This is a genomic window from Pseudomonas sp. ASL7, from assembly GCF_056680375.1.
Map to the genome: position 1 here is coordinate 5,995,034 of NZ_CM155279.1, position 19,683 is coordinate 6,014,716.

Below are 19,683 nucleotides of genomic sequence, written 5' to 3' on the forward strand. Positions count from 1 at the left end.
GGCGACGCAAAACCATTGTGGGAGCGAGCCTGCTCGCGAAAGCGCTATAACAGTCAACAAGTGTGTTGAATGTTAAGCAGCCTTCGCGAGCAGGCTCGCTTCCACATTGGGTCTATGTGAAGCGACCGATACCTATGAATCCTTCAACGATTGATCTGTCTGCCAGGCTTCTGCTGAATCTGGCCCGTTGGCGCAACGCCAAAGCCTGGCGCATAGCGTTCTCTGGTGGTCTCGACTCCACCGTCCTGCTGCACTTGCTCACCCATCTCGCAAAAACCGAATCCTTGCCGTCGCTCAACGCTATCCATATCCATCATGGCCTTCAGGCTGCGGCTGATGCATGGCCGGAACAGTGTCAGTCGGTCTGTGATGCGCTGGGTGTGCCTCTACAGGTAGTTCGCGTTCAGGTTCAGCGCGGCGCCAGCCTTGAGCGTGCCGCCCGGGATGCGCGCTATGGTGCATTCGTTGACGCGACTCAAGTCGATGATGTGCTGCTGACGGCGCAACACCAGGATGATCAGGCGGAAACCCTGTTGTTTCGCCTGTTGCGTGGGGCAGGGGTGAGAGGCTTGTCGGGGATGCCGAGCCACCGTCCGTTGGGGCGGGGTTTTTTGGTGCGGCCGTTGCTGGCTGTTTCTCGGGCGGAGCTTGAAGACTACGCAACAGAGCATCACTTGAACTGGATCGAGGACCCTTCGAACCAGGACCGACAGTTCTCACGCAATTATCTGCGACATCAGGTGTTTCCGGTATTGACCGAGCGTTGGCCCCAGGCGATGGCGACGATGGCCCGTAGCGCCTCGCATTTGAGCGAAGCGCAGGCGTTGCTTAATGAACTGGCACACATCGATCTCGCCGACGCCAATACGGTCAGTGATTTCGCCTGGCTGGGCGTGCCCTCTCTGGCGCTGGCGTCACTTGCAAAACTTTCCGCCGCTCGCCAGCGCAATGCGTTGAGTCACTGGCTCACAGGGCTGACGCGGCTGCCGGACAGCGACCATTGGTCGGGTTGGGATAATGTGCGCGATGCCGCTGGCGATGCACGCCCGATCTGGAGGCTGGCGGATGGCGAACTTCACCGCGCTGGCGGGCGTATCTGGTGGTTGTCGGGCTGCTGGCTACGCCATCCGTTGCCTGCCTTTCACTGGCCAGACCCCTCGATATCGTTGAAGTTGCCGGATAATGGAGTACTCAGGCTCACGGGCCAAATCCCCGACGGTCCGCTGCATATCCGCTATCGTGAGGGGGGTGAGGTCATGCATCTGCCTGATCGCGGCCACCGGGATCTTAAGCGTTTGCTCAACGAATGCGGGGTTCCGGGCTTCGCCCGCGGCAGATTGCCGCTGCTCTATCGTGGCGAGCAATTACTGGCCGTGGCGAACCTGCCGGGGTTGAACGGCAGCGTGCAGCACGGCTGGAATTTGCATTGGCAACCAGCGAACGAAGATCAAGGTTTGAGCTGAAAGGGGCTTTCCGGTAGACTACGCTCCCTTCTTGATACAACTTCTGTGGATTCGCCTGAATTGCAGGAGTTGCCGATTACCAAGCAGTCTTTGCTGGGCGATTCCAAAAAATGTGTAGCGAGCAACGAACCGGTGTTTCATCTTCCGGTCTGTCCCAACGCGGCGGTTTTTTTGAAAGGTGCACTGTGATTAATGCAGGTGATCGGGGGCTTCGGCCTTCCTTCGCTTTCCCCGGCGGCTCGGACCGCTTTAACGCAGACTTCTAGGGTTTTTCATGACGCGCTACATATTCGTCACGGGCGGTGTTGTTTCTTCTTTGGGGAAAGGCATTGCATCGGCTTCATTGGCGGCCATCCTGGAGGCGCGGGGACTTAAGGTCACCATGCTGAAGCTGGACCCGTACATCAACGTCGACCCGGGCACCATGAGCCCGTTCCAGCACGGTGAAGTGTTCGTCACCCACGACGGCGCCGAGACCGACCTGGACCTGGGTCACTACGAGCGGTTCATCCGCACGACCATGACCCAGAACAACAACTTCACCACTGGCCGTGTCTACGAACACGTTCTGCGCAAAGAGCGCCGTGGTGATTACCTGGGCGCCACCATTCAGGTGATCCCGCACATCACCGACGAAATCAAGCGCCGGATCATCAAGGGCGCCGGCGATGCCGACGTGGCCATGGTCGAGATCGGTGGCACCGTGGGTGACATCGAATCGCAACCGTTCCTCGAAGCGATCCGTCAATTGCGTTTCGAAGTCGGCGCCAAGCGCGCGATGCTGATGCACCTGACACTGGTGCCCTACATTGCCACTGCCGGCGAAACCAAAACCAAGCCAACCCAGCACTCGGTCAAGGAACTGCGTTCCATCGGCCTGCAGCCAGACGTGCTGGTCTGCCGTTCCGATCACCCGATCGACATCTCCTCGCGTCGCAAGATCGCGCAGTTCACCAACGTTGAAGAACGTGCGGTCATCGCGCTGGAAGACGCCGACACCATCTACAAGATCCCGGGCATTCTGCATTCTCAGGGCCTGGATGATTTCGTTGTCGAGCGTTTCGGCCTGCAATGCGGCGGTGCCGATCTGTCCGAGTGGGAAGCCGTGGTTGACGCCAAGCTCAACCCTGAGCACGAAGTCACCATCGCCATGGTCGGCAAGTACATGGAACTGCTGGACGCCTACAAGTCGCTGATCGAAGCGATGAGTCACGCCGGCATCAGCAACCGCACCAAGGTCAACCTGCGCTACATCGACTCCGAAGACATCGAAAACCAGGGCACCGCGCTACTGGAAGGCGTCGACGCGATTCTGGTTCCAGGTGGCTTCGGTCTGCGCGGCGTGGAAGGCAAGATCACCGCCGTACAATACGCTCGCGAAAACAAGGTTCCATACCTGGGTATCTGCCTGGGCATGCAAGTGGCCGTGATCGAGTTTGCGCGTAACGTAATGGGCTGGAAAGACGCCAACTCCACCGAGTTCGATCGTGCAAGCGGTCACCCGGTCGTGGGTCTGATTACCGAGTGGGAAGATGCCACCGGCGCGGTTGAAACCCGTACCGAAACGTCCGACCTGGGCGGCACCATGCGCCTTGGCGCACAGGATTGCCTGCTGGAGCAGGGTTCCCTGGTGCACGATTGCTATGCCAAGGACGTGATCGTCGAGCGTCACCGTCACCGCTACGAAGTGAACAACAACCTGCTGCCAAAAATCATCGAAGCCGGCCTGAAAATCACCGGTCGCTCCGGTGATGGCGCGCTGGTCGAAGTGGTCGAAGCCCCGGATCATCCATGGTTCGTCGCTTGCCAGTTCCACCCTGAGTTCACCTCCACGCCACGCGACGGTCACCCGTTGTTCAGCGGTTTCGTCAAAGCAGCGTTGATTCAACACCAGAAGAAGGCATAAATCCGATGGCGCAGAAGATCATCCGTGTAGGCGATATCGAGATTGCCAACGACAAGCCAATGGTGCTGTTCGGTGGCATGAACGTGCTGGAAAGCCGCGACATGGCGATGCAGGTCTGCGAAGAGTACGTAAAGGTGACCGAGAAACTCGGTATCCCTTACGTGTTCAAGGCCAGTTTCGACAAGGCCAACCGTTCCTCCGTGACCTCTTACCGTGGCCCTGGCCTGGAAGAGGGCATGCGGATTTTCCAGGACATCAAGCAAGCCTTCGGCGTGCCGATCATCACCGACGTCCACGAGCCTGATCAGGCTGCGGTCGTTGCTGAAGTCTGCGAGATCATCCAACTACCGGCCTTTCTGTCGCGCCAGACCGACCTCGTGGTCGCGATGGCCAAGACCGGTGCAGTGATCAACATCAAGAAAGCTCAATTCCTCGCCCCTCAGGAAATGAAACACATCCTGAGCAAATGCGTGGAAGCGGGTAATGATCAGTTGATCCTCTGCGAGCGCGGTTCGAGCTTCGGCTACAACAACCTGGTCGTCGACATGCTTGGCTTCGGCATCATGAAGCAGTTCGAATACCCGGTGTTTTTCGACGTGACCCACGCGCTGCAAATGCCCGGCGGTCGCTCCGATTCCGCCGGTGGTCGTCGTGCCCAGGTCACCGACCTGGCCAAGGCCGGCATGAGCCAGTCGCTGGCGGGTCTGTTCCTTGAAGCACATCCGGACCCGGACAACGCAAAATGCGATGGCCCTTGCGCCTTGCGCCTGGACAAACTGGAGCCATTCCTGGCCCAGCTCAAAGCATTGGACGAACTGGTGAAGAGTTTTCCGACGGTAGAAACCGCGTAATCCTCATTTCTCCGTGCAGGAGCCGAGCTTGCTCGCGATGGGGCCCGAGAGAGCGCCATGAGCAAGCCGGTCTTATGCAACAATGTGACCCACAAGTTATAAATCGAGCGGTACGAAGCGTTTTCGTCAACTTTGGAGTGTTTACAACAATGGCAAAAATCGTCGACATCAAAGGTCGTGAAGTTCTCGACTCCCGTGGCAACCCCACCGTGGAAGCGGACGTGCTTCTCGATAACGGCATCATCGGTAGCGCGTGCGCGCCGTCCGGTGCTTCCACTGGCTCGCGTGAAGCGCTCGAGCTGCGTGATGGCGACAAGAGCCGTTACCTGGGCAAAGGCGTTCTGAAGGCCGTCGCCAACATCAACGGTCCGATCCGTGACCTGTTGAAAGGTACTGACCCAAGCGACCAGAAAGCGCTGGATCACGCGATGATCAAGCTCGACGGTACCGAAAACAAAGGTTCCCTGGGCGCTAACGCGATCCTCGCCGTTTCCCTGGCTGCGGCCAAGGCAGCAGCTCAAGACCAGGACCTGCCGCTGTACGCTCATATTGCCAACCTGAACGGTACCCCGGGTGTTTACTCGATGCCGGTTCCGATGATGAACATCATCAACGGTGGCGAGCACGCCGATAACAACGTCGACATCCAGGAATTCATGGTTCAGCCAGTCGGCGCCAAGTCTTTCTCGGAAGGTCTGCGCATGGGCACCGAGATTTTCCATCACCTCAAAGCTGTTCTGAAGGCCCGTGGCCTCAGCACTGCTGTCGGTGACGAAGGTGGTTTCGCACCTAACCTGGCTTCCAACGAAGACGCGTTGAAAGTGATTTCCGAAGCCGTGGCCAACGCCGGTTACAAGCTGGGCACCGACGTGACCCTGGCCCTGGACTGCGCCGCGAGCGAATTCTACGAAGACGGTAAGTACAACCTGTCCGGCGAAGGCCAGGTGTTCACCGCTGAAGGTTTTGCCGATTACCTCAAAGGCCTGACCGAGCGTTACCCGATCATCTCCATCGAAGATGGCCTGGACGAGTCCGACTGGGCTGGCTGGAAAATCCTTACCGACAAAATCGGCGAGAAGATTCAGCTGGTAGGCGACGACCTGTTCGTGACTAATACCAAGATCCTGAAAGAAGGCATCGATAAAAAGATCGCTAACTCTATCCTGATCAAGTTCAACCAGATCGGCACCCTGACCGAAACCCTGGAAGCCATCCAGATGGCCAAGGCCGCTGGTTACACCGCCGTCATCTCGCACCGCTCCGGCGAAACCGAAGATTCGACCATTGCCGACCTGGCTGTGGGCACTTCGGCTGGTCAGATCAAGACCGGCTCCCTGTGCCGTTCCGACCGCGTTTCCAAGTACAACCAACTGCTGCGTATCGAAGAGCAGTTGAATGGCAAAGCCAAGTACAACGGTCGCAGCGAGTTCCGCGGCTGATAAAGTGCTCTGCCTCACCATCGCGCGCGACTTTTGGCAATGTCAAAGGAAGCGTATTGGTGAGGCAGGCACGAAATGGTAAAAAGACAGCGGATTGTGTCGGAAAAATCGCTACGGCGATGAATTTGCCACTAATCTGATGCCTTATAAGCGCAAGCCTGGATTTTCCAGGCTTCGTGCTATCAGAAGCTTCAAAGTTTTTGCATGGCTGTCTTTTTTCACTGGATACCTGATATTCGATGCGCAGTCCCAATTGGTTGTTCCTCGTTTTGCTCTTGCTGCTGGCTGGCCTGCAGTACCGCCTGTGGGTGGGTAATGGCAGTCTGGCGCAAGTCGCAGAGCTGACTCAGCAGATCGCGGATCAACATGCTGAGAACGAGTCGTTGCTGGAGCGCAATCGAGTCATGGACGCCGAAGTCAGTGAGTTGAAAAAAGGCATGGAGACCGTTGAAGAGCGGGCCCGCCATGAGTTGGGCATGGTCAAGGACGGTGAAACCCTTTACCAGTTGGCCCAATGACCCCGTCGTTACCGGCCTTCTGGGCCGTGATTCCTGCCGCGGGCGTCGGTGCCCGTATGGCTGCGGACCGTCCCAAGCAATACTTGCAATTGGGCGGACGCACAATTCTCGAACACAGCCTCGGCTGTTTCCTTGATCACCCTGCCCTGAAGGGGGTGGTGGTCAGTCTTGCTGTTGATGATCCTTATTGGCCGAATCTGGCGTGTGCTGGCGATTCGCGTATTCAGCGTGTTGACGGTGGCGATGAGCGCTCCGGGTCGGTGCTCAATGCGCTGCTGCATTTGCACGCGCAAGGCGCTGACGATGAGGATTGGGTGTTGGTTCACGATGCCGCGCGACCGAATCTGAGCCGTGATGATCTGGACAAGTTGCTGGGTGAACTGGCTGAAGATCCAGTCGGCGGACTGCTGGCGGTTCCTGCTCGCGATACTCTCAAACGGGTCGACAAGCAGGGGCGCGTGGTTGAAACCGTGGATCGCAGCGTGATCTGGCAAGCGTATACGCCGCAGATGTTTCGCCTGGGTGCGTTGCATCGGGCGTTGGCCGATAGCCTGGTGGCGGATGTTGTGATCACCGATGAAGCTTCGGCCATGGAGTGGGCAGGGATGGCGCCTCGTCTTATTGAGGGGCGGTCTGATAACCTCAAAGTCACTCGCCCTGAAGATCTGGAGTGGTTGAGGCAGCGTTGGGCTAACCGCCGCTGATTTCTCGCTGGCCCTTCAATCGCTATCGCGAGCAAGCTCGCTCCCACACTTGTTTTGTGTCGGCCATCTATTTTTCGTTCGCCAATAATCCCTGTGGGAGCGAGCTTGCTCCGGGCGGCGTTCCGACGATAGCGGTAGTCCAGCCAACATATCTGGCACTGAAACATACTTAGCTCCGATACTCCGGCCGTCCAGCCAACCCTTCTTTCAAATAATCCACCAACTTGCGCACCTTCGGCGACAGGTGCCGTTGCTGTGGATAAAGCGCCCACACCGCAGTGTTTGGCGGTTGATGGGCTTCCAGCAGCGAAATCAAGGCACCACTGTTTAAATGCTCCAGCACGTAATAGTCCGGCAACTGACACAGCCCAACCCCCTGTAGTGCCGCGTCCAGCACCGCCTGCCCACTATTACAACGCCAGTTTCCCTGCACCCGTTGGGAAAATTCCCGCCCGTTCTGTTCCAGTTGCCAAACGTCCGAGCTGCCAATGAGACAGTTGTGCCGGCTCAATTCCGACAGGCTGTGTGGTCGACCGTATCGTTCCAGGTAGGAAGGCGATGCGCACAGGTACATGCGTCGAGGTGCCAAGCGTGTCGCCACTAGACGCGAGTCTTGCAGACGACCCAGGCGGATCGCCAGGTCCAGGCCCTCATGAACCAGGTCGAGCTGGCGGTTGCTCAGTTCAATGTCGATTCGAAGTTGTGGATAGAGCCCCATGAAGCGGGTTACCAGCGGCACGATAAATCGCTCGCCGTACGCCACCGCGCAGGTCATGCGCAGCATGCCCTTGGGTTCGCTGGTCAGGTCGCCGACCGCGCGCAATGCTTCTTCGCGTCCGTCTTGCAAACGCTGGCAATGCTGCAAGAACGTTTGCCCGGCTTCGGTCAGGGTAACCCGACGTGTGCTGCGGTAAAGCAGCCGCGTCTGAAGGCGCTCTTCCAGACGTACGATTTGTCGACTGACATGGGAGGAGGACACCCCAAGGCGTTCCGCCGCCGCGGTGAATTGACTGCACTCGGCGACTGCGACGAACTCGTCGATCCCTTCCCAACGGTTTTCGGACATCAAGGATTATCCCTGTGCAGCAATAATATTTTGCGTTTGTCTCGATTATTCATCGTATGGCGGTGTATTACACTCCTTGTCTCGTTTTTATTCACTGGAGAGTCAGCATGATCAAGTCGCGCGCCGCTGTTGCCTTCGAGGCCAAGAAACCCCTCGAGATCGTTGAAGTCGATGTCGCCATGCCGAAGGCCGGTGAAGTCCTGCTGCGCGTCGTGGCTTCCGGTGTTTGCCACACGGACGCCTACACCCTGTCCGGTGCCGACCCGGAAGGCATCTTCCCGTCGATCCTCGGTCACGAAGGTGGGGCGATTGTCGAAGCGATCGGTGAGGGTGTGACCTCTGTCGCCATCGGCGATCATGTGATCCCGCTGTACACCCCGGAATGCCGTCAGTGCAAATTCTGTCTGTCGGGTAAAACCAACCTCTGCCAGGCCATTCGCGCGACTCAGGGCAAAGGCCTGATGCCGGATGGCACTTCGCGTTTTTCCTACAAGGGACAGCCGATTTTCCACTACATGGGAACCTCGACATTCTCCGAGTACACCGTGCTGCCGGAAATCTCCGTGGCCAAAATCCCTAAAGAAGCGCCACTGGAAAAAGTCTGCCTGCTGGGTTGCGGTGTCACCACCGGTATCGGCGCCGTGCTCAATACAGCCAAGGTAAAACCGGGTGATACCGTCGCCATTTTCGGCCTCGGCGGCATCGGGCTGTCGGCGGTTATCGGTGCCGTAAAAGCCAAGGCTGCGCGGATCATCGCCATCGACATCAACCCGGCCAAATTCGAGATTGCCAAGCAGCTGGGGGCAACCGATTGCGTGAATCCGAAAGATTTCGATCGTCCGATCCAGGAAGTCATCGTCGACATGACCGACGGTGGCGTCGACTTTTCCTTCGAGTGCATCGGCAACGTCCAGTTGATGCGCGCTGCACTTGAGTGCTGCCACAAGGGATGGGGCGAATCGGTGATCATCGGTGTGGCGGGTGCAGGCCAGGAAATCTCTACCCGTCCATTCCAGTTGGTGACTGGTCGCGTCTGGCGCGGTTCGGCGTTTGGCGGTGTGCGTGGTCGTACCGAATTGCCGAGCTATGTCGAAATGACCGAAACCGGCGAGATCCCGCTGGATACGTTCATCACCCACACTATGGGCCTGGAAGATATCAACAAGGCTTTCGACCTGATGCATGAAGGCAAAAGCATCCGTAGCGTCATCCACTTCTGAGGTCGGTCATGAGCCTGGAAAATATCTCCTGCCAGAAAAGCTTCGGCGGCTGGCACAAACGATACCGGCACCGCTCCGAAGTGCTCGGTTGCGACATGGTGTTTGCCGTCTACCTGCCGCCGCAAGCGGAGCAGGGTGGCAAACTGCCGGTGCTGTATTGGTTGTCCGGCTTGACCTGTACCGATGAAAACTTCATGCAAAAGGCTGGCGCCCTGCGCATGGCGGCCGAGCTCGGGCTGATCATTGTCGCGCCGGACACCAGCCCGCGCGGTCCGGATGTGCCGGGCGATCCGGATGGCGCTTGGGACTTCGGTCTCGGTGCCGGGTTCTATCTGAATGCCACGCAGGAACCGTGGTCTCGGCACTATCGGATGCATGACTATGTCGTGCAGGAATTGCCGGCATTGGTCGAGGCGCATTTCCCTGCGTCCGACAAGCGTGGCATCAGCGGCCACTCCATGGGGGGGCACGGTGCGCTGGTTTGTGCGTTGCGTAATCCGGGGCGATATCAATCGGTGTCGGCGTTCTCGCCGATCAACAATCCGATGGATTGCCCGTGGGGTCAGAAAGCCTTTACCCGTTACTTGGGCGAAGACCGTTCGAAATGGCGTGAATGGGATGCTTGTGCGCTGATGGCCGAGGCAAACGAAAAGCTGCCGTTGCTGGTCGACCAAGGTGATCGAGACGATTTCCTGGCCACCCAGCTTAAGCCTGAAGCCTTGCAGCAGGCTGCCAAATTGGCCGGTCATCCGCTGACGTTGCGCCTGCAACCAGGCTACGACCACGGCTATTTTTTCATCGCCAGCTTCATCGACGAGCACTTGCAGCATCATGGGCGTGCGCTAAGCGCGTAGGGTCTGTTGACGTTCGGTGACGGCCGCGTTGCGCGCCAAGTTGCGCGATGCTGCGTTGCGGGATTTGCCAAGGGAACAACCATTGGCGGCATCCCCCGCCTTGCCTCGCACAACTTGGCACTGCAACGCGGCTCGCCACCAAACGTCAACAGACCCTAATGTCCGCCAAAGCAGGTAGAATCACGCCCTGACAACAATCGGGGCGTTTTTTTATGCGTATTGGCCACGGCTATGATGTGCACCGTTTCGCTGAAGGCGACTTCATTACTCTGGGTGGTGTGCGCATTGCACACAGCTTCGGGCTGCTCGCTCACTCCGACGGTGACGTCCTGCTGCACGCCTTGAGCGATGCCTTGCTCGGCGCCGCTGCGTTGGGTGATATCGGTAAGCATTTTCCGGACACCGACCCGACATTCAAGGGCGCTGACAGTCGTGTGCTGTTGCGTCATGTCGTCGCACTGATCCACGCCAAAGGCTGGAAGGTCGGCAACGTCGATAACACCATCGTCGCCCAGGCGCCGAAAATGGCCCCGCATATCGAATCGATGCGCGCGCTGATTGCCGCGGATCTTCAAGTTGAGTTGGATCAAGTGAACGTGAAAGCTACCACCACCGAAAAGCTCGGCTTTGTCGGTCGCGAAGAAGGCATCGCCGTGCATTCCGTTGCCTTGTTGTTGCGCGCATGAACGAACTGCAATTGCTCGGCCCGCGGGCCTATGGCGAAGCCCTCGGCACTGCCGTATTGAAAGCCACGGCGGAAGACTTTCAGGTCGATGAAGTCCTCAATATTCCCCTCAGTGGCGATGGCGAGCACCTGTGGATCTGGGTGGAAAAGCGCGGTCTGAATACCGAAGAAGCAGCGCGGCGGATTGCCAAGGCGGCGGGCGTGCCGTTGCGGACTGTCAGTTATGCGGGCCTCAAGGACCGTCAGGCACTGACTCGCCAGTGGTTCAGTGTGCAACTGCCGGGCAAGGCAGATCCTGATTTGTCGGCGGCCGAAAATGACACGCTGAAAATCCTCAAGACCGGCCGGCACAAACGCAAGCTGCAACGCGGCGCACACTCGGCCAATGGCTTCACGTTGCGCCTGACCCAATTGGCGGGCGACAAAGCCGCGATTGAAGAACGTCTGCAACGGATCGCCAAGCAAGGTATACCCAATTATTTCGGTGCCCAGCGTTTTGGGTTTGACGGCGGTAACGTGGTCGATGCCCGTGCCTGGGCCGCGCGCAAGGCCCTGCCGGAGCAGCGCAATGTGCGCTCGCGATTGCTCTCTACCGCCCGCAGTTTTCTGTTTAACCAGGTGCTGGCGGCGCGTGTCGCCGATGGCACCTGGCAGCGTGCCGTGGTCGGTGACCTGCTGGCCTTCACCGACAGCCGCAGTTTTTTTCCGGCAGGTGAAGCCGAATGCAGCGACCCGCGTCTGGCGATTCTAGACCTGCACCCGACCGGTCCGCAGTGGGGCGAAGGTGACTCGCCGGCAACTGGCGTTGTCCATGAACTGGAGCAGGCAATCGCTGCTCGCGAAGCCGATCTTCGCGATTGGTTGATTAACGCCGGAATGAGCCACGAACGTCGCATCCTGCGGCTGCCCATTGGTGGGTTGACGTGGCATTATCCCGAGCCTGACATTCTGCAACTGGAATTCGTCCTGCCGGCCGGATGCTTCGCCACCGTATTGGTGCGTGAACTCGTCGATCTGGTGCCGGTGGGGCAGACGGACAGCCCATGCGTATTCTGATTTCTAACGACGATGGGGTAACCGCACCCGGACTCGCCGCGCTTTATGCTGCGCTGGCGGATTACACCGAATGCGTGGTTATCGCCCCGGACCAGGACAAAAGCGGCGCCAGCAGTTCGTTGACGCTCGACCGTCCTTTGCACCCGCAAACATTGGCCAACGGCTTTATCAGCCTCAATGGGACACCCACCGATTGCGTGCACCTGGGCCTTAACGGCCTGCTGGAGCGCGAACCGGACATGGTGGTTTCCGGTATCAACCTGGGCGCCAATCTGGGAGACGACGTGCTGTATTCCGGCACCGTGGCGGCAGCGCTTGAAGGGCGTTTCCTTGAGCGACCTTCGTTTGCTTTTTCGTTGGTCTCACGGCAAGTGGAGCACCTTTGCACCGCCGCTTACTTTGCGCGCAAACTGGTGGAAGCCCACGCTGACCTGGCCCTGCCACCGCGCACGGTGCTGAACGTGAACATTCCCAACTTGCCGCTGGACCACATCCGCGGAATTCAGTTAACCCGACTCGGCCATCGCGCTCGTGCCGCGGCGCCGACGAAAGTGGTCGACCCGCGCGGGAAATCCGGCTACTGGATCGCCGCAGCGGGAGATGCTGAAGACGGCGGCCCGGGCACCGATTTTCATGCAGTGATGCAGGGCTATGTTTCCATCACCCCGCTGCAACTGGATCGCACCTTCAATGATGCGTTCAGAAGTCTCGATGGCTGGCTGGAGGGGCTGCGCTGATGGCTCGTGAACAAGACCCGATGCTGCACCGCGGCATAGGGATGACCTCCCAGCGGACCCGTGAACGCCTGATTCAGCGCCTGTATGAAGAGGGCGTGTCCAACGCCAAGGTGCTGGAAGTCATCCGTCGTACACCGCGTCACCTGTTCGTCGACGAAGCACTGGCTCACCGCGCTTATGAAGATACGGCGCTGCCGATCGGGCATAACCAGACCATCTCCCAGCCTTATATGGTGGCTCGCATGAGCGAGTTGTTACTGGAGGCCGGTCCTCTCGACAAGGTGATGGAAATCGGCACCGGTTCGGGCTACCAGACAGCGGTGCTGTCGCAACTGGTCGAGCGCGTGTTTTCCGTAGAACGCATCAAGGTTCTGCAGGACCGGGCCAAGGAACGCCTGGTCGAGTTGAACCTGCGCAATGTGGTATTCCGTTGGGGCGATGGCTGGGAAGGCTGGCCGGCCCTCGCACCGTACAACGGCATCATCGTGACCGCAGTGGCGACCGATGTCCCTCAGGCTTTGCTCGATCAGCTAGCGCCGGGAGGGCGGCTGGTGATTCCGGTCGGGGCTGGCGAGGTGCAACAATTGATGCTGATAATTCGCGAAGAACAGGGCTTTTCAAGACGTGTTTTAGGGGCTGTACGCTTTGTGCCATTGCTCAATGGGCCGCTGGCCTGAACATTTGTTTTAGCGTGCTGAATTCTCTTCGATTGCCCCTGTCTTACAGCGGCATCGATCAGTTAAACGGGATTCATCGTCAGGTAGCAAACGTGTGCGTAGCATCATCACGGGTAAAGCCTGCACGGCCCGTTATACTGGTGACATTTCGCGCCGTAACACGGCAATCCACATTTTTCAGCCACCACAAAGGGAGCGGCGGGTGAGTCTCACAGTCATTGCGCAGCGTATGGGTATAACCGGCTTTCAGCGCCTGGTGACTGGCCTTGTCTTGAGCACCTTGCTGGTTGGTTGTTCCAGCACCAAATCGAGCGACGTGCGCGTCGTCGATCGCAATAAAGCCGTGCCCCAGCGTCCGGTAACGACCACGGGCCAGTACGTCGTTCGGCCTAAAGACACGCTGTTCTCCATCGCGTTTCGCTACGGCTGGGACTACAAGGCCCTCGCGGCACGAAACAACATTCCCGAGCCGTACACCATCCACCCGGGTCAGACGATTCGCTTTGACGGTCGTACCGGTTCAACGTCGATTGCGCCGACAGAGGTGGTCAGTTCGTCGAATTCAACGCCTTCGTCATCGAGTAAAACCACGGTTATCCGGCGCCAGGCAAACGGCACAACCACCAGTACAACGGTGGTTGCACCGTCCGTCGCCAACAAGCCGGCACCTGAACCATTGCCTCCGGCAGGGCCGGCCCCGACCGGCTGGGGATGGCCATCTAATGGCATTCTGATTGGAAAGTTCTCCTCAAACGGCAGTTTGAATAAAGGAATTGATATCGCCGGAGATTTGGGACAGCCTGTTTTAGCTGCGTCTGATGGGACGGTGGTATACGCCGGGAGTGGCTTAAGGGGCTACGGCGAATTAGTCATCATCAAACACAGCGAAACCTACGTAAGTGCCTACGGACATAACCGTAGACTGTTGGTTCGGGAGGGGCAGCAGGTCAAGGTCGGACAGACAATTGCCGAAATGGGGTCAACGGGAACAGACCGGGTGAAGCTGCATTTTGAGATTCGCCGCCAGGGTAAACCTGTAGATCCGCTGCAATTCCTGCCACGTCGTTGATCGCTTGCCAGCTTGTTCCGTCACGTAGAGGGAACAAGCTCCAGCGTTGCCAAGGATAAAGGCGCCGCTTGAGCTTGAGGTCGAACTCACCAAAGGACTATAACAATGGCTCTCAGTAAAGAAGTGCCGGAGTTTGACATCGACGATGAGGTTCTCCTGATGGAGACCGGCATCGGTACGGATTCGATGTCGAATGATGAAGGGTCTGCTCCACCTTCCGTTCGTGCCAAATCCAAACACTCCGCTTCGTTAAAGCAACACAAGTACATTGATTACACGCGTGCGCTCGACGCTACGCAGCTGTACCTCAATGAGATCGGCTTTTCCCCTCTGTTGTCCCCGGAAGAAGAAGTTCATTTTGCGCGCCTGTCGCAAAGTGGCGATCCGGCCGGGCGCAAACGCATGATTGAAAGCAACCTGCGGCTGGTGGTGAAAATCGCCCGGCGCTACGTCAATCGTGGGTTGTCGCTGCTCGACCTGATCGAAGAGGGCAACCTCGGGTTGATCCGTGCGGTGGAGAAGTTCGACCCTGAGCGTGGCTTCCGCTTTTCGACCTACGCTACCTGGTGGATCCGTCAGACCATCGAGCGCGCGATCATGAATCAGACCCGGACTATCCGGTTGCCGATCCATGTGGTCAAAGAGCTCAACGTGTACCTGCGGGCGGCACGGGAACTGACGCAAAAACTCGATCATGAACCCTCACCCGAAGAAATTGCCAACCTGCTGGAAAAACCGGTGGGGGAGGTTAAACGCATGCTCGGCTTGAATGAGCGGGTTTCTTCGGTCGACGTCTCGCTGGGTCCGGATTCGGATAAAACCCTGCTGGACACCCTTACCGATGATCGTCCCACCGATCCATGTGAACTGCTGCAGGATGACGACCTGTCCCAGAGCATCGATCAATGGCTCTCGGAACTGACCGACAAGCAACGTGAAGTGGTGATACGCCGCTTTGGCCTGCGAGGTCATGAGAGCAGCACGCTTGAAGACGTAGGCCTGGAAATTGGCCTGACCCGTGAACGGGTCAGACAGATTCAGGTTGAAGGATTGAAGCGTCTTCGGGAGATCCTCGAGAAAAATGGCCTGTCGAGCGAGTCGCTGTTCCAATAAGCAATTTGCTAAATCGCCATTAAAAACCCCGACTGGTCGGGGTTTTTTTATGGCTGGGGAATGAGGGAGGCGTCATCGCGGGTTTTTAGGCTCGTGCTGTAAGTCTTTGCTTACTCTTTCGTAAGTGTTCGTTATTTTTACAGGGTGGCAGTCGTCCATTCTCGGACTCCGATTTACTTATCTATTTGATTTATAAGATTATTAATTAAAATTAATAGCATATGACAGACAGTTTTATTGATCTGAGTCGATTGCTCTTGATAGGGAACGCTCTAATATCTGAACTGTGTCGACGGACAGACACGCCCTTCAAGGACGAGGGGAAGGACATCGCAGGAAGCGATTCATCAGGACGATGAAAAGGAACGCAGGGAATAGGGAAAAAATGTGGGCGGGTCAAACCGCCCCTTTTTTTGCCTGCAGAAAAGCAAAAAGGCCCGCAAGGGGCCTTTTCGGGAATGCGGGGAAATCAGCGTTCGAGGTCTTTGATCTTGCCTTTCTTGCCATCCCACTCTTCAGCGTCAGGCAGCGATTCTTTCTTCTCGGTGATGTTAGGCCAGATTTCGGCCAACTCAACGTTCAGCTGAATGAACTCTTGCATGTCTTCCGGGACTTCATCTTCAGAGAAAATGGCCACGGCAGGGCATTCAGGTTCGCACAGTGCGCAGTCGATGCACTCATCCGGGTGAATCACCAGGAAATTCGGGCCTTCGTAAAAGCAGTCCACCGGACAGACTTCTACGCAGTCGGTGTACTTGCACTTGATGCAGTTGTCGGTGACGACGAAGGTCATTTCTAATTTTCTCCTCAGGCGGCGGCAGCGGAGCCCCTTCACGTTGGGGTCGCCGGGTTCGGGAGCGATAGTCTGCTGGCCAGGCTATTAGCCAGCAGCATCCCAAACCGCGCGAGATTCTAACAGCTTGCAGGCAAGTGCGTTAGATCCGTGTCTTTAGTGTATAGAGCATTTCGAGTGCACGACGCGGACTCATATCGTCCAGATCAAGTTTGGCCAGTTCATCCAGTACCGGATGTGGCAGGCTGGCGAACATATCGCTCTGTTGTGGCGCGGCGGGTTTACCTTTGACCGGCTTCGCAACTTCATGGGGCAGGGCGGTGGCTTCCAGTCGGCCCAGGTGCTCGCGAGCGCGTACGATCACTTCGCTCGGTACGCCGGCCAGTTGCGCAACGGCCAGACCGTAGCTCTGACTGGCAGGCCCTGGCAGCACGTGGTGCAGGAATACGATGCGCTCGTTGTGCTCGGTCGCATTGAGGTGAACGTTGGCCACTAATGGCTGGGCTTCCGGCAGAACCGTCAGCTCGAAGTAGTGGGTGGCAAACAGCGTGTAAGCCCGCAGATGCGCCAGGCGCTCGGCCGCAGCCCACGCCAGGGACAGACCATCGAAAGTGCTGGTACCACGCCCGACTTCGTCCATCAGCACCAGGCTGCGCTCGGTGGCGTTATGCAAAATGTTGGCGGTCTCGCTCATCTCCACCATGAAGGTCGAGCGCCCGCCTGCCAGGTCATCGCTGGAACCGATCCGGGTGAAAATCCGGTCCACCAGCGACAGTTCGCAACGGGCTGCCGGCACGAAGCTGCCGATATGGGCCAGCAGCACGATCAAGGCCGTTTGGCGCATGTAGGTGGATTTACCGCCCATGTTCGGACCGGTGATCACCAGCATGCGCGTGTTGTCGTCGAGGCTCAGGTCATTGGCCACGAACGGCGTGGTCAGCACCTGCTCCACCACCGGGTGACGACCCTGGGTGATGCGCATGCACGGCTCGTCGACGAAGCGCGGGCAGTTCAGGTCGAGATTCAGCGCGCGTTCGGCGAGGTTGCTCAGCACATCCAGCTCAGCCAGTGCGGCGGCAGTGTCCTGCAATGGAGGCAGTTGCGCGATCAAGTCTTCGAGCAGCGCTTCGTAGAGCATCTTTTCACGGGCGAGGGCGCGGCTCTTGGCTGACAGCGCTTTGTCTTCGAACGCCTTCAGCTCCGGCGTGATGAAGCGTTCGGCGCCTTTTAGCGTCTGGCGACGGATGTAGTCGGCTGGCGCGGACTCGGCCTGCTTGCTCGGCAACTCGATGAAGTAGCCGTGAATGCGGTTGTAACCGACTTTCAGGTGGGACAGGCCGGTACGTGCCTTTTCGCGTGCTTCCAGGTCGATCAGGAACTGCCCGGCGTTTTCGCTGAGCGATTGCAAGTCGTCCAGTTCGGCGTCGTAACCGGTTTTCAACACGCCGCCGTCACGGATGACGGCGGGCGGGTTGTCGATGATGGCTTTCTCCAGCAATGCCGCCAGTTCCGGGTAGGTGCTGGTGGTGTTTGCCAGTTGGATGATGTGAGGAGCTTCGAGCTCGGTCATTGCCACTTGCAGCTCGGGCAGTGCGCCGAGGGCGTCGCGCAGGCGAGCGAGGTCACGAGGGCGCGCATTACGCAGGCCGATCCGCGCCAGAATCCGCTCGATGTCACCGATTTCCTTGAGCTGCGGTTGCAGCTTTTCGAAACGGTAACCGTCGAGCAGGCAGGTAATCGAGGTCTGGCGCGCCAGCAATACAGTCAGGTCACGCAACGGGCGATTCAGCCAGCGGGTTAGCAGACGGCTGCCCATGGCGGTCTGGCAACGATCGACCACCGATTGCAGTGTGTTGTCGCGACCGCCGGCCAGGTTGGTGTCCAGTTCCAGGTTGCGACGGCTCGCGCCGTCCAGCACCACAGTGTCGTCCAGGCGTTCATGGCGCAGGCTGCGCAAATGCGGCAGGGCGGTGCGCTGGGTTTCCTTGGCATAACTGAGCAGGCAACCGGCGGCGCCGATGGCAAGGGTCAGGTTCTCGCAGCCGAAACCTTTGAGGTCCTGGGTAGAAAACTGCTGGCATAGACTTTTCAGCGCCGAGTCGCGCTCGAAATCCCACGGCGCGCGACGACGAACCCCACGACGTTTTTCCGCTGGCAGGTCTTTTGGCCAGTCATCCGGGATCATCAGCTCTACCGGATTGACCCGTTCCAGTTCCGCCAGCAGGTTTTCCCAGCCTTTGATTTCCAGCACTGTGAAATTGCCACTGGTGATGTCCAGCACCGCCAGACCGAACAAGCGTTCGTCACCCAGCACCGCGGCAATCAGATTGTCTCGACGCTCATCCAGCAGCGCCTCGTCACTCACCGTCCCTGGCGTGATGATCCGCACCACCTGACGATCCACTGGCCCTTTGCTGGTGGCCGGGTCGCCAACTTGCTCACAGATCACCACCGACTCGCCCAGCTTGACCAGTTTCGCCAGGTAACCTTCCGCCGCGTGGTAAGGAATCCCACACATCGGAATCGCCTGGCCGGCCGATTGCCCCCGGGCGGTCAGGGTGATGTCCAGCAACTTGGCGGCCTTCTTCGCGTCTTCATAGAAGATCTCGTAGAAGTCGCCCATGCGGTAGAACATCAGCTGGTCAGGGTGCTGGTTCTTCAGGCGCCAGTATTGCTGCATCATCGGCGTGTGGGAGGACAGATCGGAGAGTGCTTTATTCATCGGATAATCAGGCAAATTCGTTGAAAGGTGTAGGGCAAAGGAGGGGCATCGACCCGGCTTTTCCGCGATGGGCGCAAGGTTACCATGGGCAGTCCGCCCGACGCAGGCATGAAAGCCCAAGGGCATATTTCTGGCGTCATGACCTGTTCAACAGCGTCACCCGTCAGAGCACTCACTCGCTAACACTTTGATCGATCCAGCGCCTTGCAAGCGCGATACGCTCGTGTACGGTAGTTCTCATTCCGCTCAATCAGGAGATGACCGTGAAAGAAATCACCCAACTGGCCGCTGAACTTGGCAGACGCCTGCAGGTTCTGAATGCCCACGTCACTGCGGCCGAGTCTTGTACCGGTGGAGGGATCAGCGAGGCGATTACCCGGATTCCGGGCAGTTCGGCGTGGTTCGAGGCCGGTTATGTCACCTACTCCAACCGTCAGAAAACCCAGCAATTGAATGTGCCGGTCGAGTTGTTTTCAACGGTGGGGGCGGTCAGTCGCGAGGTGGTCGAGGCCATGGTTCGTGGCGCGCAGGAAAAAAGCCGGGCGCATTTTGCCGTGGCGGTCAGCGGTGTGGCGGGGCCGGATGGCGGTTCGCCGGGCAAGCCGGTGGGCACGGTATGGCTGGCCTGGGGCGTTGGCGAGCAGGTGTTCAGCGAGGTGCAGCACTTCCCCGGTAACCGCGAGGAGGTCCGCCGACAAACGGTGAAGGCCGCGCTAGAGGGGCTGCTGCGCCATGCTGCTGGAGAAATCTCAAATCAGGGGTAGGCGATCCCGAAACGCTGTGGAATAATACTGGCTACTTATACAGGTG

The 19,683-nt window shown here is 58.3% G+C and carries 18 protein-coding genes; 15 read left to right on the forward strand and 3 right to left on the reverse strand.

The features are described from left to right. The first annotated feature begins 134 nt into the window (after positions 1-134). The 6 genes from tilS (at position 135) to ispD (ending at position 6,881) form a co-directional block, all read left to right on the forward strand. A complete protein-coding gene (tilS, locus tag AC1MDT_RS27640) occupies positions 135-1,463 on the forward strand; it encodes a tRNA lysidine(34) synthetase TilS (protein WP_480419856.1) in 1,329 nt (442 codons plus the stop codon). A 274-nt stretch (positions 1,464-1,737) separates the two neighbouring features. Next, positions 1,738-3,369, forward strand: coding sequence for a CTP synthase (locus tag AC1MDT_RS27645; RefSeq protein ID WP_480419857.1), 1,632 nt, complete (start codon positions 1,738-1,740; stop codon positions 3,367-3,369). 5 nt (positions 3,370-3,374) lie between these two features. Then, the gene (kdsA, locus tag AC1MDT_RS27650) at positions 3,375-4,220 is read left to right on the forward strand and encodes a 3-deoxy-8-phosphooctulonate synthase (protein WP_480419858.1); all 846 of its coding nucleotides are present in this window, start codon (positions 3,375-3,377) and stop codon (positions 4,218-4,220) included. Between the two features lie 149 nt (positions 4,221-4,369). Then, on the forward strand, positions 4,370-5,659 hold the full coding sequence (gene eno / locus AC1MDT_RS27655; protein WP_414906255.1) for a phosphopyruvate hydratase: 1,290 nt from the start codon (positions 4,370-4,372) through the stop codon (positions 5,657-5,659). A gap of 239 nt (positions 5,660-5,898) precedes the next feature. Next, positions 5,899-6,177, forward strand: coding sequence for a cell division protein FtsB (ftsB, locus tag AC1MDT_RS27660; protein ID WP_047526337.1), 279 nt, complete (start codon positions 5,899-5,901; stop codon positions 6,175-6,177). Continuing rightward, complete coding sequence (gene ispD, locus AC1MDT_RS27665) at positions 6,174-6,881, forward strand: 2-C-methyl-D-erythritol 4-phosphate cytidylyltransferase (RefSeq protein WP_480419859.1); 708 nt, start codon at positions 6,174-6,176, stop codon at positions 6,879-6,881. The genes ftsB and ispD overlap by 4 nt, the downstream gene beginning before the upstream one ends. Positions 6,882-7,050: 169 nt before the next feature. On the opposite strand, the gene AC1MDT_RS27670 is transcribed toward ispD, so the two are convergent. Next, positions 7,051-7,947 carry a LysR family transcriptional regulator gene (locus AC1MDT_RS27670; RefSeq protein ID WP_480419860.1) on the reverse strand — a complete coding sequence of 299 codons (897 nt, stop codon included), beginning with the start codon at positions 7,945-7,947 and terminating at the stop codon, positions 7,051-7,053. A 107-nt stretch (positions 7,948-8,054) separates the two neighbouring features. On the opposite strand from AC1MDT_RS27670, the gene AC1MDT_RS27675 reads away from it, so the two are divergent. From AC1MDT_RS27675 to rpoS, 8 genes are all read left to right on the forward strand, one after another. Beyond that, positions 8,055-9,167 carry an S-(hydroxymethyl)glutathione dehydrogenase/class III alcohol dehydrogenase gene (locus AC1MDT_RS27675; RefSeq protein WP_480419862.1) on the forward strand — a complete coding sequence of 371 codons (1,113 nt, stop codon included), beginning with the start codon at positions 8,055-8,057 and terminating at the stop codon, positions 9,165-9,167. Between the two features lie 8 nt (positions 9,168-9,175). Then, positions 9,176-10,021, forward strand: a complete 846-nt coding sequence (fghA, locus tag AC1MDT_RS27680; RefSeq protein ID WP_480419863.1) for an S-formylglutathione hydrolase — start codon at positions 9,176-9,178, stop codon at positions 10,019-10,021. A 212-nt stretch (positions 10,022-10,233) separates the two neighbouring features. Beyond that, positions 10,234-10,707: a 2-C-methyl-D-erythritol 2,4-cyclodiphosphate synthase gene (ispF, locus tag AC1MDT_RS27685; RefSeq protein WP_059407834.1), complete on the forward strand. Its 474-nt coding sequence runs from the start codon at positions 10,234-10,236 to the stop codon at positions 10,705-10,707. Continuing rightward, positions 10,704-11,762, forward strand: a complete 1,059-nt coding sequence (gene truD, locus AC1MDT_RS27690; RefSeq protein WP_480419864.1) for a tRNA pseudouridine(13) synthase TruD — start codon at positions 10,704-10,706, stop codon at positions 11,760-11,762. Before ispF ends, truD begins: the two co-directional genes overlap by 4 nt. Beyond that, entirely contained in the window at positions 11,750-12,499 is a 750-nt protein-coding gene (gene surE / locus AC1MDT_RS27695) for a 5'/3'-nucleotidase SurE (RefSeq protein WP_480419865.1), read from the forward strand. The genes truD and surE overlap by 13 nt, the downstream gene beginning before the upstream one ends. Before the next feature lie 41 nt (positions 12,500-12,540). Next, the gene (locus AC1MDT_RS27700) at positions 12,541-13,176 is read left to right on the forward strand and encodes a protein-L-isoaspartate(D-aspartate) O-methyltransferase (RefSeq protein ID WP_201116431.1); all 636 of its coding nucleotides are present in this window, start codon (positions 12,541-12,543) and stop codon (positions 13,174-13,176) included. 202 nt (positions 13,177-13,378) lie between these two features. After that, on the forward strand, positions 13,379-14,245 hold the full coding sequence (locus AC1MDT_RS27705) for a peptidoglycan DD-metalloendopeptidase family protein (RefSeq protein ID WP_480422874.1): 867 nt from the start codon (positions 13,379-13,381) through the stop codon (positions 14,243-14,245). 105 nt (positions 14,246-14,350) lie between these two features. Beyond that, positions 14,351-15,358: an RNA polymerase sigma factor RpoS gene (rpoS, locus tag AC1MDT_RS27710; RefSeq protein ID WP_480419866.1), complete on the forward strand. Its 1,008-nt coding sequence runs from the start codon at positions 14,351-14,353 to the stop codon at positions 15,356-15,358. Between the two features lie 469 nt (positions 15,359-15,827). On the opposite strand, the gene fdxA is transcribed toward rpoS, so the two are convergent. Both fdxA and mutS read right to left on the reverse strand, forming a co-directional pair. After that, complete coding sequence (gene fdxA, locus AC1MDT_RS27715; RefSeq protein WP_100938647.1) at positions 15,828-16,151, reverse strand: ferredoxin FdxA; 324 nt, start codon at positions 16,149-16,151, stop codon at positions 15,828-15,830. Positions 16,152-16,293: 142 nt separating this feature from the next. Continuing rightward, a complete protein-coding gene (gene mutS / locus AC1MDT_RS27720; protein ID WP_480419867.1) occupies positions 16,294-18,873 on the reverse strand; it encodes a DNA mismatch repair protein MutS in 2,580 nt (859 codons plus the stop codon). A gap of 263 nt (positions 18,874-19,136) precedes the next feature. On the opposite strand from mutS, the gene AC1MDT_RS27725 reads away from it, so the two are divergent. Next, on the forward strand, positions 19,137-19,637 hold the full coding sequence (locus AC1MDT_RS27725; RefSeq protein WP_480419868.1) for a CinA family protein: 501 nt from the start codon (positions 19,137-19,139) through the stop codon (positions 19,635-19,637). The last annotated feature ends 46 nt before the right edge of the window (positions 19,638-19,683 follow it).

Coding starts and splice junctions, on each gene's coding strand:
- tilS (WP_480419856.1), top strand. CDS start 135: ATGAATCCTTCAACGATTGATCTGTCTGCCAGGCTTCTGCTGAATCTG.
- AC1MDT_RS27645 (WP_480419857.1), top strand. CDS start 1,738: ATGACGCGCTACATATTCGTCACGGGCGGTGTTGTTTCTTCTTTGGGG.
- kdsA (WP_480419858.1), top strand. CDS start 3,375: ATGGCGCAGAAGATCATCCGTGTAGGCGATATCGAGATTGCCAACGAC.
- eno (WP_414906255.1), top strand. CDS start 4,370: ATGGCAAAAATCGTCGACATCAAAGGTCGTGAAGTTCTCGACTCCCGT.
- ftsB (WP_047526337.1), top strand. CDS start 5,899: ATGCGCAGTCCCAATTGGTTGTTCCTCGTTTTGCTCTTGCTGCTGGCT.
- ispD (WP_480419859.1), top strand. CDS start 6,174: ATGACCCCGTCGTTACCGGCCTTCTGGGCCGTGATTCCTGCCGCGGGC.
- AC1MDT_RS27670 (WP_480419860.1), bottom strand. CDS start 7,947: ATGTCCGAAAACCGTTGGGAAGGGATCGACGAGTTCGTCGCAGTCGCC.
- AC1MDT_RS27675 (WP_480419862.1), top strand. CDS start 8,055: ATGATCAAGTCGCGCGCCGCTGTTGCCTTCGAGGCCAAGAAACCCCTC.
- fghA (WP_480419863.1), top strand. CDS start 9,176: ATGAGCCTGGAAAATATCTCCTGCCAGAAAAGCTTCGGCGGCTGGCAC.
- ispF (WP_059407834.1), top strand. CDS start 10,234: ATGCGTATTGGCCACGGCTATGATGTGCACCGTTTCGCTGAAGGCGAC.
- truD (WP_480419864.1), top strand. CDS start 10,704: ATGAACGAACTGCAATTGCTCGGCCCGCGGGCCTATGGCGAAGCCCTC.
- surE (WP_480419865.1), top strand. CDS start 11,750: ATGCGTATTCTGATTTCTAACGACGATGGGGTAACCGCACCCGGACTC.
- AC1MDT_RS27700 (WP_201116431.1), top strand. CDS start 12,541: ATGACCTCCCAGCGGACCCGTGAACGCCTGATTCAGCGCCTGTATGAA.
- rpoS (WP_480419866.1), top strand. CDS start 14,351: ATGGCTCTCAGTAAAGAAGTGCCGGAGTTTGACATCGACGATGAGGTT.
- fdxA (WP_100938647.1), bottom strand. CDS start 16,151: ATGACCTTCGTCGTCACCGACAACTGCATCAAGTGCAAGTACACCGAC.
- mutS (WP_480419867.1), bottom strand. CDS start 18,873: ATGAATAAAGCACTCTCCGATCTGTCCTCCCACACGCCGATGATGCAG.